This window comes from Caballeronia temeraria (assembly GCF_001544795.2).
GTDB lineage: Bacteria > Pseudomonadota > Gammaproteobacteria > Burkholderiales > Burkholderiaceae > Caballeronia > Caballeronia temeraria.
This window is the reverse complement of sequence record NZ_FCOI02000011.1, coordinates 57,930-70,490: the sequence shown is the minus strand read 5'-3', so window position 1 is coordinate 70,490 and position 12,561 is coordinate 57,930. Positions and strand designations below refer to the sequence as shown.

The following is a 12,561-nucleotide window of genomic DNA, read 5'->3' as shown; positions in this document are numbered from 1 at the left end:
CATGCCTCTCTCGCCTCCCGCTCCCCGACAATTGCGCCATCGCCGCGCGATTCGAGTGGAAGCGTTCGAACGCGATGACGGCCTGTGGGATATCGAAGCCTGTTTAACCGATGAAAAGCCGCGCGACTTCAAGCTCGCGACGGGCGTCCGGCCTCACGGCCTGCCGATCCATGAACTCTGGCTGCGCATTACCATCGACCGCGGGCTCACCATCGTCGACGTCGAAGCGTCGTCCGACTGGTCGCCCTATGGCGGTTTGTGCGCCGAGTCCAATCCGGTTTATCGCCAGCTCATCGGGCTCAATCTGCTCAAAAGTTTTCGCCGCGAAGCCACCACGCTGCTGCGCGGCACCGCCGGCTGCACGCATCTCACCGAGTTGTGCGGTATCTTGCCGACCGCGGCCATTCAGGCATTCGCGGGCGATGTCTGGAAGATCGAGGACGGCAATCCGTTCGACCAGGCCCACGTCGACGGAAAGCAGGAAGAGCCGCCGTTTCAACTCGGCCGCTGCCATGCATTGCGTTTCGACGGACCCGCGGTCAAGGAACATTACCCGCGCTGGTTCGGCCACGCGCCCACCGAACAATCCCAATCCGGAACAGCGGTACAAGACAGACCGGAGACAAAGTCCGCCTCATAGCGCGCAGGCAGCGTTTGCGCGCAGGTACGGAATTCAAACAAGAATCGAAGAATCAGCGGTTCAATAAACAGAAGTTCACTCCAACTCTCAGACTGAAGGAATCACGCATGAAGATTCACGAGTACCAGGGTAAGGAAATCCTGCGGAAATTCGGCGTCGCGGTCCCGCGCGGCAAACCCGTGTTCTCGGTGGATGATGCGGTCAAGGCCGCGGAAGAGCTGGGCGGCCCGGTTTGGGTCGTCAAGGCGCAGATTCACGCCGGCGGCCGCGGTAAGGGCGGTGGCGTGAAGGTCGCCAAGTCGATCGAGCAGGTCCGCGAATACGCGAACCAGATCCTCGGCATGCAGCTCGTCACGCACCAGACCGGTCCCGAAGGCCAGAAGGTGAACCGCCTGCTGATCGAAGAAGGCGCGGACATCAAGAAGGAACTGTACGTCGGCCTCGTGCTCGACCGTGTTTCGCAGAAGATCGTCGTGATGGCGTCGAGCGAAGGCGGCATGGACATCGAAGAAGTCGCGGAAAAGACGCCCGAGCTGCTGCACAAGTTCGCCGTCGAACCGTCGACGGGTCTGCAGGACGCAGACGCCGATGACCTCGCACGCAAGATCGGCATTCCGGACGCATCGATCCCGCAAGCACGCGCGATCCTGCAAGGCCTCTACAAGGCGTTCTTCGAAACCGACGCATCGCTCGCGGAAATCAACCCGCTGATCGTGACCGGCGACGGCAAGGTGATCGCGCTCGACGCCAAGTTCAACTTCGATTCGAACGCGCTCTTCCGTCATCCGGAAATCGTCGCGTATCGCGATCTGGACGAAGAAGATCCGGCTGAAGTCGAAGCGTCGAAGTTCGACCTCGCGTACATCTCGCTCGACGGCAACATCGGCTGTCTCGTGAACGGCGCAGGCCTCGCGATGGCGACGATGGACACCATCAAGCTGTTCGGCGGCGAGCCGGCCAACTTCCTCGACGTCGGCGGCGGTGCGACGACCGAGAAGGTGACCGAAGCGTTCAAGCTGATGCTCAAGAACCCGAACCTGAAGGCGATCCTCGTGAACATCTTCGGCGGCATCATGCGCTGCGACGTGATCGCGGAAGGCGTGATCGTTGCGTCGAAGGCCGTGGACCTGAAGGTGCCGCTCGTCGTGCGCATGAAGGGCACGAACGAAGACCTCGGCAAGAAGATGCTGGCTGACTCGGGCCTGCCGATCATCTCGGCGGACAGCATGGAAGAAGCCGCGCAGAAGGTCGTTGCGGCAGCCGAAGGCAAGTAAGCGCGTTTCGCTTGCTGCCTTAAGAGAGCGTTCCACCAGATACGAATGGCGGCGCCTGGCTTTTTGCATGGCGACGCCAAACGAACAGAGGTCACTACATGTCGATTCTGATCAACAAAGACACGAAGGTCATCACGCAGGGCATCACCGGCAAGACCGGCCAGTTCCACACGCGCGCCTGCCGCGAATACGCGAACGGCCGTGAAGCATACGTCGCGGGTGTGAACCCGAAGCGCGCGGGCGAAGACTTCGAAGGCATTCCCATCTACGCGTCCGTCAAGGAAGCGAAGGCCGAAACCGGCGCGACCGTTTCGGTGATCTACGTGCCGCCCGCGGGCGCAGCCGCTGCGATCTGGGAAGCCGTCGAGGCCGATCTCGATCTCGCGATCTGCATCACGGAAGGCATTCCGGTTCGCGACATGCTCGAAATCAAGGACCGCATGCGCCGCGAAAATCGCAAGACGCTGCTGCTCGGACCGAACTGCCCCGGCACGATCACGCCGGACGAGCTGAAGATCGGCATCATGCCGGGTCACATCCACAAGAAGGGCCGCATCGGCGTCGTGTCGCGTTCGGGCACGCTGACGTATGAAGCAGTGGGCCAACTGACGGCGCTGGGCCTCGGCCAGTCGTCGGCGGTCGGTATCGGCGGCGATCCGATCAACGGTCTGAAGCACATCGACGTGATGCAGATGTTCAACGACGATCCTGAAACGGACGCCGTCATCATGATCGGCGAGATCGGCGGTCCGGACGAAGCGAACGCCGCTTACTGGATCAAGGACAACATGAAGAAGCCGGTCGTCGGCTTCATCGCGGGCGTGACGGCGCCCCCGGGCAAGCGCATGGGCCACGCTGGCGCGCTGATCTCGGGCGGTGCGGACACGGCTGATGCCAAGCTCGAAATCATGGACGCGTGCGGCATCAAGGTCACGAAGAATCCGTCGGAAATGGCGCGTCTGCTGAAGTCGGTTCTCTGATCGGGAAGCGGGCAAATTACGCGAGGGTTTGGTACTCTTACTGATTCCTTTCGTGAATTGCCAAAAACTGGTCGATGAAAAGCGAGGGAGCGCTGCTTCCTCGCTTTTTTTTATTGCTGCCTCATGCTCGAATTCTTCTCGACGCTCCATTGGGGCGCAGTCGTTCAGATCATCGTGATCGACATCCTGCTCGGCGGCGATAACGCTGTCGTGATCGCGCTCGCCTGCCGCAATCTGCCGGATCGGCAGCGCACGCGCGGCATTGTGTTCGGCACGCTCGGCGCGATCGTCCTGCGCGTCGTGCTGATCGCGTTCGCGGTGCTGCTGCTCGACATTCCGTTTCTCAAGTTCCTGGGCGGCATGCTGCTTCTGTGGATCGGCGTGAAGCTGATGCAGCCGGATCACGACGAGCATCAGATCAACGCATCCGAACGGCTGTGGGCGGCGGTGAAGACGATCATCGTCGCGGATGCCGTGATGAGCCTCGACAACGTGATCGCCATTGCGGGCGCGGCCGAAGCTGCCGATCCGCGTCATCGGCTGACCTTGGTGATCTTCGGCCTGATCGTGAGCATTCCGCTCATCGTGTGGGGCAGCACGTTGGTGCTGAAGCTGCTCGACCGTTTTCCGGTTGTCGTGCTGCTCGGCGCGGGCTTGCTCGGATGGATCGCGGGCGGTCTCATCATCGACGATCCGTTCATCGACCGATGGCCCGCGCTCAATACGGAGCTCGTTGGATACCTGGCCCGCGCCACAGGCGCGTTCTTCGTCGTCGCGCTGGGCTGGCTGCTCAAACGGCGCGCGCTCGGCGAAGGCAATCGCGCGCCGAGTTGAATTCTCCTAGGCCGTTCGGCTGACTGCCGCGCGACCCGCTCCTTCAATACGATCGAAGCGTCCTGACCGCATCGCGCGGAAAGGGCGCTTTTCTGTATTTTTGGGAGCGGCAATGACAACGTTGGTTTGTGTTCTGGACGCGTCGCGTGAACCGCGCGCGTGGTGGTATGGGCGTGCGAAGGATGCACTGATGCGCGGCTTCACGCTGATCGAGCTGATGATCGTGCTTGCGATCGTCGGCGTGGTCGCGGCGTATGCAATTCCGGCGTATCAGGATTATCTGGCGCGAAGCCGCGTGGGCGAGGGCATGACGCTCGCGGCGGGCGCGCGGCTCGCGGTGGCGGAGAATGCGTCGAGCGGCGCGGATCTCGCGGGCGGCTTCGCGGCGCCGCCGGGCACGCGCAACGTGGAGTCGATCCACGTCGACAGCGACAACGGGCAGATCACGATCGCATACACGACGCGCGTCGCGCCCGCGGGCTCGAACACGCTCGTGCTCGTGCCATCGACGCCCGATAACGCCGATACGCCGACTTCGCGCGTCGCGCTCCTGCGTGGCGCGGTGCAGGCCGGATCGGTGACGTGGGAGTGCTTCGCCGGCGCGAAAACGGAATCGTCGTTGCCCGCGCCGGGCGCCGGCCCAACGCCCGCACAAGCGGCGACCTTGCCGCCAAATCTCGCGCCCCCGGAATGCCGCGCGTAAGTCACGCGAAAGACGAACGTGCATGAGACGAGGCGCGGCGGCACGATTTACGATGCTGCCGCGCGTTCGCACCGTCGTTTTTGCGAGAAAGGCAGCGATTTCGTAGCAATTCCGGCGGTTCGACGGACAGCGGGGGCAAAGTTTTGTATAGTGCGCCGGTTGCCGAGATTCCCAGTCCCTCATGCCTTCCCAATACGCGCGCTTTCTCTGTTTCGCCGTCCTTTGCCTTGCGTTGACGATTCCTTTTGGCGTCGTCAACCATACGTATCCGATTCCGACCTTCTACGCCGAATACAGCGCGCTCGCGCTTTATCTGGCGCTCGGTGCGACGGTCGCGCTGCTCGTGCGCGTGTCCGAGCCGAAAGTGCCATTCGCGTCGCCGGTCGTCGCGCTGATGCCGCTCGCGTTCGGTGCGCTGCTCGTCGCGCAGACGGTGCTGTTGCCGATCGCGCAGCCGTCGATGAACTGGCTCGGCGGTGCGTACCTGCTCGCGTCGTTCGTCGCGGTGCATACGGGATTTGGGCTCGTGCGGGCGGGGCTGGGCGAGAAGACGCTGCGTATCGGCGCGGCGGCGTTGATGGTCGGCGGATTGTTCGCGGTCTTCTGTCAGATCGTGCAGTTGCTGCATCTCGAAGTGAAGTTCACGCCGTTCGTGGTCGCGTACAACGTGATGATCGAAAGACGTCCGTTCGGCAACATGGCGCAGGCGAATCATCTTGCGACCGTGATCGCGTTCGCGCTGGCGGGCGCGCTTTACTTCGTGCAGTCGCGGCGGCTGCCGGTCGTGTTGTGGCTGATTCTGTCGGCGGTGTATTCGCTCGGGCTCGCGCTCACCGTGTCGCGCGGGCCGTGGCTGCAGACGGCGGTGATCGTCGTCGCCGGTTTCTGGATGGCTTTCGTGATCGGACGGCCGATCGCCTCGGAAGGCTTCGACGGTCCCGGGCGCCGCGATGTCCGCGCGTGGATCGTGCCGGTCCTGCTCGCGCTTGTCTTCTTCGGGGTGAACGCGGCGGTGCGCTGGGCGAACGTGCGCTACGGCTTCGGGCTGGCGCAGTCGGCGGCGGAGCGCATGCAGGAAGCGAGTCAGATCGCGCCGCGTCTCGCGCTCTGGAAGTACGGCTGGACGATGTTCAAGACGCATCCGCTGCTGGGCGTCGGCTGGGGCGAGTTTCCGCGTTATCAGTTCGACCTCGTGCGCGATCTGGGCGGCGTCGAGATCGCGAACAATGCGCACGACATTTTCATCGACCTGCTCGCGAAAACGGGTGCGCTCGGTGTGGCGATTCTGGTCGCGGGCGTCGTGTTCTGGCTGATTCGCGTGCTGCGTGCGCCGCAGACGCCGGCGCGCATTTTTGCGCTCTCGCTGCTCGGCGTGCTGATGATGCATGCGCTCGTCGAATATCCGCAGCAGTACATGTTCTTCTTGATGCCGGCGATGCTCGTCATCGGTTTGCTGGAGACGCGGCCTTTGCGGCTGGTCGCGCGGCCGCTGTCGTATGGCCTGTACGTCGTGCTCGTGCTTGGCGGGCTCGCGGCGTTGTATCCGACCTTGCGCGACTACAACCGCGCCGAGGTGCTGTATTACGGCTCGCGGCCGGCGGAGCAGTATCGCGACAATCCGTCGTTCCTGTTCACGGCGTGGGGCGAGTACGGCGCGGCGACGCTGCTGCCGATCAACGCGCAGAATATCGGTGAGAAACTCGCGGCGCATCGAAAGGCGATTGCGCTGTTGCCGGGCGAGACCGTGTTGCGTCGCTATGCGGTGCTTCAGGCGCTCGCCGGGCAGAAAGCGGAAGCGCTCGACACAATGGCGCGTCTGAAGATCTTCTCGACGCAGTTGCACGACTGGCCGAAGCAGCTTTTGGCCGTCTACGACATGGCCGATGATGCGGGCAAGCCGCTGGCTTCGTTCAAGGCAGATCTGGTGAAGCTGTATGGCGTGCCGCTGCCGGACGAGAAGCCTTCGGACGACGATGACGAGGAGTAAGTGAGATCAGGGTGCCGGCGACGCGCGATCGTCCGCCACCCAATCCCCCGATTTCCCGCCATGCTTCTCCATGACCTTCACATTGGTGATGGTCATCCCCCGATCGACCGCCTTGCACATGTCGTAAATGGTCAGCAACCCGACCTGCACGGCGGTCAGCGCTTCCATCTCCACGCCCGTACGCCCGACCGTCTCCACGCGCACCTCGCAATGCACGCCGGGCAGCGCTTCATCGATCTCGAAATCGACCGCCACGCGCGTCAGCGCCAGCGGATGACACAGCGGAATCAGATCGGCGGTGCGCTTCGCACCCTGAATCGCGGCGATGCGCGCGACGCCGAGCACATCGCCTTTCTTCGCGCGGCCTTCGCGGATCAGCGCGAGCGTCGGTGCGAGCATCGCGATCGAGCCGCGCGCAACAGCGATACGGCGCGTTTCGTTTTTCGCGCCGACATCGACCATGTGCGCCTCGCCGGCGGCATCGAAATGGGTGAGTCCGGACATAGCGTCTCCTTCGAATGGGCGCCTATCATAACAGCGTGAATGCGCGCTTTTTTCCGCGAAACCACACGGATTGGCCGACCTGAAACGCATCGCGCGCAACACTTGATACGATAAGCTCGTTTTTATTTCCGAGCCGACCATCGGCGCTTCGTCCGTTTCGCGCCATGCATTCGACACGTCCGAGCCGCGCGCTCGTCTGCCTGTTGTGCGTCACCCTCGCCATGCCGCCCGCGGCGCTGGCGCAATCCGGCTCGTCTTCGGCAAGCTCGACGGGCACGCTCGCCGCCTCGCAACTGCGCGCATCGCAGGAAAGCAGCGGCGGCGAAGTGCCCGCCAATGTCGCGGAAGGCGTGTTCGGCGTCTATGGCGGCGCCGAAAGCCGTTTCGCGAACCGTCCCGGCACGCTGTCCGGACTGCGCGCGCCGCTTTCGTCGGTGCAACTTCCGGATCTCGGCGACGGCTCCGGCGGTTCGCTCACGCCACAGGCCGAGCGCAAGGTCGGCGAGAAGATGATGCGCGAAGTGCGCGCCGATCCCGACTATCTCGACGACTGGCTGCTGCGCGACTACCTCGATTCGATCTCGTCGAAGCTTTCCACCGCGGCGGCCACCCAGTATCTCGGCGGGTATCGGCCGGATTTCGACCTTTTCGCCGTGCGCGACGCCCAGATCAACGCGTTTTCGATGCCCGGCGGCTTCATCGGCGTGAACACCGGCCTGATCGCCGCGACGCAGACGGAATCCGAGTTGGCGTCCGTCATCGGCCACGAGATGGGGCACGTGCTGCAACGTCACATCGCGCGGATGCTCGGCACGCAGGAAAAGAGCACCTACGCCGCGCTCGCCGCGATGGTCGCCGGCCTGCTCGCGGGCCTGCTCGCGCATAGCGGCGATCTGGGCATGGGCATCGCGATGGGCGGGCAGGCGTACGCCGTCGACAACCAGTTGCGCTTCTCGCGCGCGGCCGAGCACGAGGCCGATCGCGTCGGATTCCAGATGCTCGCCGCCGCCGGCTACGATCCCTACGCGATGGCGGCGTTCTTCGAGCGTCTCGACCGCTCGGCGATGGCCGACAACGGCGTGCCGCCCTACGTGCGCACGCACCCGCTCACGACCGATCGCATTGCCGATATGGAAGGCCGCGCGCGCCGCGTGCCGTACCGGCAGCCGCGTCAATCGCCCGAATATGCGTTCGTGCGTGCCCGCGCGCGCGTGCTGCAGGTGAGTTTCGCGAGCGATTATCGCGAGGTCGCGAGCCGGCTGAAAACGGAAATCGAGGATCAGACGGCGCTCAATCCCGCGTCGAACTGGTATGGGATCGCGCTCGCGCAATCGTTGATGAACAATTACGACGCAGCCAACGACGCGCTCGCCAAAGCGCGCAAGCTGTTCGAGGGCGAGGAGGCGAGCAGCGCGGCGGCATCGGCGCAAGTGCATCAGGATGATCGCGCTGCGCCGCCGGTCGCCGTGGCCAAAAAGAGCGGGGGACAATCGCTGCGCAACGCGGATGCATCGATGACCGTGACGCCGCTCAACAACGCACGCGCCGCGCTGACGCTCGGTAACGCGCGGCAGCCCGAATCCACCACGGCGAATGCGCCGTACGCGAGCAGCGATATCGCGTTGCCGCCGGTTCGCGTCGAAGCGCGCTCGGTTCCGGCGGCGAAACCGCAGCCCGCGCCGCAACCGCTGCGCAGCACGCCGAGCCTCGACGTGCTCGCCGCCGATATCGCTCGCCGCGCGGGACGCAACGACGACGCAATCCGCCTCGCCGATATCGCGCAGAAGCGCTGGCCGGAGTCGCACGCGGCCATCGACGTGCATGTGCAGGCGCTGCTGTCCGCGCACCGCTTCGCCGAGGCGCAAGCGCTCGCCCGCCGCGAAACCCGCGCGGAGCCGGCGCGGCCCGACTGGTGGCTTTATCTCGCGCAGGCGAGCGCGGGTCTGAACGATCCGCTGCAACAACATCAGGCGATGGCCGAGAAGTTCGCGCTCGACGGCGCGTGGCTATCCGCGATCCGGCAACTGAAGGAAGCGCGCGACGTGAAGACCGCGAGTTTCTACGATCTGTCGACGATCGCCGCGCGTCTGCACGATTTCGAGACGCGTTACAAGGAAGAGCGCGAACTGGAGAAGAACGGCTAGCTCAGTCTTTCTTCGCGGCGGCGCGTTCAGCAGGACTGGCGATGAAACCGAAGCGCGTCGCGACATCGGCGCGGGCGATCGGCCGCACGGTGAGATCGACGCCGTCGCGCCAGTGGAAGATGCCGCTCTTGCCCGCATCGTCGAGCGAGGCGTGGTTCGCGAACAGGTCGAGATCGTGGTCGTGCAGGGCGGCGATGCGCGCGGGCTTCGCGTCATCGGAAAAGAGAATGCCGCCTTCATCGTCGATCCACGTCTGCGCCGGCTCGAACGGCGCGCCGGCCTGATCGGTCAGGCGCAAGACGCCGTCCGTCGCGTGCAGGCGGGCGATCCACGGCGTGTACACCAGTTCCACATACACGCGTTGCGGGCCGTTCTGGAAGAACCACTGGCCGTCGGCATCGCTTTCATAGTTGCGGTTGATGAAGCCGAGCAGCGCCTCATGCCGGATCGGCGTGCCGAGTTCGCCAGCGGCTTGCGCGGCGTCATCGCGCATGCGCCACTGACCGCGCCGGTCGAGCAGCAGCCAGCCCGTGCAATGCGGCACGTTGGGCCATTTGGCGAGCGCCTGCTTGACGATTTCATCCATGACGGTTCACGAAACGAAGTTCTCCAGATAACCGAACACACGCAGCGACAGCCAGTCGATCCGGCCCGGAAACGGTCCCGTCATGAAGCCGACGTGGCCGCCGTGATTCGGCTGATCGAGCGTGACGCGCTCGGACACTTCCGCATTCGACGGCAGCGCGAACTCGGGCAGAAACGGATCGTTGCGCGCGTTCAGCAGCAGCGCGGGCACTTCGATGTGCTTCAGATGCGCGCGCGTCGTCGCCGTCGACCAGTAGTGATCGGTGTCGCGAAAGCCGTGCAGCGGCGCGGTGACGACGTTATCGAACTCATACAGCGTGCGCGCGGCGAGCACGGCGTGGCGGTCGTAAAGGCCCGGATACTGGCCGAGCTTCGCGAGCGCCTTCTTCTTGAGCGATTTCAGGAAGCTGCGCGTGTAGACCATGCCGAAACCCTGCGAGATCGCGAGGCCGCCCGCGTGCACGTCGAGCGGCGCGGAGATCGCGGCCGCCGCACTGAGAATCGATGCATCCTTGCCGCGCTCGCACAGCCAGTGCAGCAGCACGTTGCCGCCGAGCGAGACGCCCGCAGCGACGATCGGCCCGGGATGCACCGCTGCGAGCCGCCGCAAAATCCAGTCGACTTCGGCGCTGTCCGCGAGATGGTAGAAGCGCGGCAGCAGGTTGAGCGGCCCGCTGCAACTGCGGAAATGCGGCACGACGCCGTGCCAGCCGCGCGCGCGGGCGGCGGCCATCATCGTGCGGGCGTAGTGCGAGTCGGAACTGCCTTCGAGACCGTGAAAGAGCACGAAGAGCGGGGCGTTCGCGGCGGGTTGATCGTGCGGATCGCCCGGTTCGTGCGCGAGAAAGTCGAGATCGATGAAATCGCCGTCGGGCGTGTTCCAGCGCTCGCGCCGGTAATGCACGTCGGGCTTGCGGCCGAAGAGCGCCGGGACGATGGTCTGCGCGTGGCTCGTCGGCAGCCAGCGCGGCGCGCGGTAGAGCCATTCGGCGGCGCCGGGCGCGACGAGCCGCGCGGCTTCTTTCAGCACCACGCCGGGCGATTTGTCCACGAACGACGAATCGTGCTTCAACAACGGATCGCGCTTCATGGCCCCTCCCCGACAGACGTCTTTCAGCGCTTCAATGCTTCAATGCAGCGGTCCCTGACCGTGACGCATCTTCGCGGCAAACTGGCCCGCGGTTTCGAGCGGCATCTCGCTCGCGTGGATATGCGCGATGCGCCACTCGCCGCGCTCGTGAACCATCACGTAGGTCGTGTAGATCATGCGTGGCGTGCTCGCGGGCTCGGCCGGCTGATGCGCCTCGGCGATCGCGTACACGACCGTGCCCAGGCTGTCGTACACGCGGATATCCAGCGGCTCGATGGTCACGGCCTGCGTCTCGAACTGCTTGCTGAGACCGGCGCGGATGCTTTCCAGCCCGTGCAGATGCGTGCCGTCCGCGCACACGCAGGTGGCGAACTCCTCGTCGATCCACAACGACATCACACTGTCGATGCTGTTGTCCGCGACTGCCTGATAGTAAGCGTTGAGAGTATCGGCGGCGGCTTCGAAGAGGCGGGCGAAACGTGGCATGGCTCGTGGGTCTCTGGCATTCGATGCTTCACGCCGCAAGTTTGCCGCTCGTGGCGGCACGACAAAACGGCGCGCTGCATCGGTCATTGGTCAAAGCATGCCTCCGTTCGGAGACATTCGCGTGTCCGCACCCGCACACACGGCCGGAAACCCCGTTACGAACACGCGTTTTCGACGCGTGAGCGCAACATCAGCGATGCGCGAGCAGCATACCGCGCACATCGCCGAAGACCTGTTCGGCCGAGAGTTCGCGAAGGCAGTTCAGATGGCCGAGCGGACACTCGCGGGCAAAGCACGGACTGCATTCAAGGTGCAGCCATTGTACCTTTGCGAGATCGGACAAGGGCGGCGTGTGGCGCGGATCGGTCGAGCCGTAGACCGCGACGAGCGGACGGCGCGACGCGGCCGCGACGTGCATCAGGCCCGAATCGTTCGTAACGACGGCGCTCGCCCGCGAAATCAGCGCGCACGCCTCGCCGAGCGAAGTCTGGCCGCAGAGGTTGCGCACCATTGGCGCGCGCTCCGCGATCGCCTGTGCGATCGGCGCATCCTTCTTCGATCCGAGCGCGATGATGCGCGCATACGGAAACGACTGCGCGATGAACTGCGCGAGCGACGCGAAATGCTCCGGCGGCCAGCGCTTGGCCGGACCGTATTCCGCGCCGGGGCAGAACACGACGAGCGGCGCGCGCGTGTCGAGATTGAAGCGCGTCGAGACGCGCGCGGCTTCGTTCGGATCGGATTCGAGACGCGGCACGGGCAGCGTCTGCGCGTCGGGCCGCGCGGCGGCTTCGGGCTGCGCGAAGCGGTCGACGAACGGCAGCTTCGCGCCCGGCGCGTAGGCGAGGGCCGCGTAATGCGCGGTCATCGGCGGACGCTCGGTCTTCGGCGGATTCGCGTGGCGCACGTTCAAGAGCCCGTAGCGGCTCTCGCCCTTGTAGCCGATACGCAAATTGATGCCCGCCATCCACGGAATCAGCGCGGATTTGACGGAGTTGGGCAGCACGTAGGCGGCGTCGTAGCCGACATCGCGCAAATCGCTCGCGAGCTGCCAGCGGCGCAGCAGTTGCAGCTTGCCGTGCGCGAGGTCCGTCGCGTAGACGTCGCGGATCTCCGGCATGCGCTCGAGCACGGGCGCGACCCAGGCGGGCGCGACGGCATCGATCGCGATACGCGGATGAAGCTTGCGCAAGAGCGTGAAGAGCGGCTGCGCCATCAATGCGTCACCGATCCAGTTCGGTGCTATAACCAGCGCACGGCGCATCTGTCGTTATCCGATCTCAAAATAAACGCGGCTCGCCGTCTTGGGGCGAGTCGTCGATTGTCGTGGGTTT

At 64.7% G+C, this 12,561-nt stretch carries 12 protein-coding genes; 7 read left to right on the top strand and 5 right to left on the bottom strand.

The genetic code is table 11. From position 1 onward, the window contains the following. The first annotated feature begins 1 nt into the window (after window position 1). The 6 genes from AWB76_RS17450 to AWB76_RS17425 all read left to right on the top strand — a co-directional run bounded on the left by AWB76_RS17450 (window position 2) and on the right by AWB76_RS17425 (window position 6,418). Entirely contained in the window at window positions 2-640 is a 639-nt protein-coding gene (locus AWB76_RS17450; protein WP_061161393.1) for a DUF2889 domain-containing protein, read from the top strand. Between the two features lie 92 nt (window positions 641-732). After that, the gene (gene sucC, locus AWB76_RS17445) at window positions 733-1,914 is read left to right on the top strand and encodes an ADP-forming succinate--CoA ligase subunit beta (RefSeq protein ID WP_341845299.1); all 1,182 of its coding nucleotides are present in this window, start codon (window positions 733-735) and stop codon (window positions 1,912-1,914) included. Window positions 1,915-2,012: 98 nt separating this feature from the next. Further along, window positions 2,013-2,894, top strand: coding sequence for a succinate--CoA ligase subunit alpha (sucD, locus tag AWB76_RS17440; RefSeq protein ID WP_061161391.1), 882 nt, complete (start codon window positions 2,013-2,015; stop codon window positions 2,892-2,894). 123 nt (window positions 2,895-3,017) lie between these two features. After that, window positions 3,018-3,728, top strand: a complete 711-nt coding sequence (locus AWB76_RS17435; protein ID WP_061161390.1) for a TerC family protein — start codon at window positions 3,018-3,020, stop codon at window positions 3,726-3,728. Between the two features lie 112 nt (window positions 3,729-3,840). After that, the gene (locus AWB76_RS17430; protein WP_061161389.1) at window positions 3,841-4,431 is read left to right on the top strand and encodes a pilin; all 591 of its coding nucleotides are present in this window, start codon (window positions 3,841-3,843) and stop codon (window positions 4,429-4,431) included. A gap of 181 nt (window positions 4,432-4,612) precedes the next feature. Continuing rightward, a complete protein-coding gene (locus AWB76_RS17425) occupies window positions 4,613-6,418 on the top strand; it encodes a PglL family O-oligosaccharyltransferase (RefSeq protein ID WP_061161388.1) in 1,806 nt (601 codons plus the stop codon). Between the two features lie 6 nt (window positions 6,419-6,424). Here AWB76_RS17425 and moaC read toward each other — a convergent pair whose 3' ends face one another. After that, window positions 6,425-6,922, bottom strand: a complete 498-nt coding sequence (gene moaC / locus AWB76_RS17420; protein WP_061161387.1) for a cyclic pyranopterin monophosphate synthase MoaC — start codon at window positions 6,920-6,922, stop codon at window positions 6,425-6,427. Window positions 6,923-7,086: 164 nt separating this feature from the next. Between moaC and AWB76_RS17415 the strand changes: the two genes are divergently transcribed. Next, window positions 7,087-9,066, top strand: coding sequence for a M48 family metalloprotease (locus tag AWB76_RS17415; RefSeq protein ID WP_061161386.1), 1,980 nt, complete (start codon window positions 7,087-7,089; stop codon window positions 9,064-9,066). 1 nt (window position 9,067) lies between these two features. On the opposite strand, the gene AWB76_RS17410 is transcribed toward AWB76_RS17415, so the two are convergent. From AWB76_RS17410 to waaF, 4 genes are all read right to left on the bottom strand, one after another. Then, a complete protein-coding gene (locus AWB76_RS17410; RefSeq protein WP_061161385.1) occupies window positions 9,068-9,652 on the bottom strand; it encodes a DUF2946 family protein in 585 nt (194 codons plus the stop codon). Window positions 9,653-9,658: 6 nt separating this feature from the next. After that, complete coding sequence (locus AWB76_RS17405) at window positions 9,659-10,741, bottom strand: YheT family hydrolase (RefSeq protein ID WP_061161384.1); 1,083 nt, start codon at window positions 10,739-10,741, stop codon at window positions 9,659-9,661. Between the two features lie 39 nt (window positions 10,742-10,780). Next, window positions 10,781-11,227, bottom strand: coding sequence for a nuclear transport factor 2 family protein (locus AWB76_RS17400; protein ID WP_061161383.1), 447 nt, complete (start codon window positions 11,225-11,227; stop codon window positions 10,781-10,783). A 190-nt stretch (window positions 11,228-11,417) separates the two neighbouring features. Then, window positions 11,418-12,491 carry a lipopolysaccharide heptosyltransferase II gene (gene waaF / locus AWB76_RS17395; protein WP_061161382.1) on the bottom strand — a complete coding sequence of 358 codons (1,074 nt, stop codon included), beginning with the start codon at window positions 12,489-12,491 and terminating at the stop codon, window positions 11,418-11,420. Window positions 12,492-12,561 lie beyond the last annotated feature (70 nt).

Coding starts and splice junctions, on each gene's coding strand:
- AWB76_RS17450 (WP_061161393.1), top strand. CDS start 2: ATGCCTCTCTCGCCTCCCGCTCCCCGACAATTGCGCCATCGCCGCGCG.
- sucD (WP_061161391.1), top strand. CDS start 2,013: ATGTCGATTCTGATCAACAAAGACACGAAGGTCATCACGCAGGGCATC.
- AWB76_RS17435 (WP_061161390.1), top strand. CDS start 3,018: ATGCTCGAATTCTTCTCGACGCTCCATTGGGGCGCAGTCGTTCAGATC.
- AWB76_RS17430 (WP_061161389.1), top strand. CDS start 3,841: ATGACAACGTTGGTTTGTGTTCTGGACGCGTCGCGTGAACCGCGCGCG.
- AWB76_RS17425 (WP_061161388.1), top strand. CDS start 4,613: ATGCCTTCCCAATACGCGCGCTTTCTCTGTTTCGCCGTCCTTTGCCTT.
- moaC (WP_061161387.1), bottom strand. CDS start 6,922: ATGTCCGGACTCACCCATTTCGATGCCGCCGGCGAGGCGCACATGGTC.
- AWB76_RS17415 (WP_061161386.1), top strand. CDS start 7,087: ATGCATTCGACACGTCCGAGCCGCGCGCTCGTCTGCCTGTTGTGCGTC.
- AWB76_RS17410 (WP_061161385.1), bottom strand. CDS start 9,652: ATGGATGAAATCGTCAAGCAGGCGCTCGCCAAATGGCCCAACGTGCCG.
- AWB76_RS17405 (WP_061161384.1), bottom strand. CDS start 10,741: ATGAAGCGCGATCCGTTGTTGAAGCACGATTCGTCGTTCGTGGACAAA.
- AWB76_RS17400 (WP_061161383.1), bottom strand. CDS start 11,227: ATGCCACGTTTCGCCCGCCTCTTCGAAGCCGCCGCCGATACTCTCAAC.
- waaF (WP_061161382.1), bottom strand. CDS start 12,491: ATGCGCCGTGCGCTGGTTATAGCACCGAACTGGATCGGTGACGCATTG.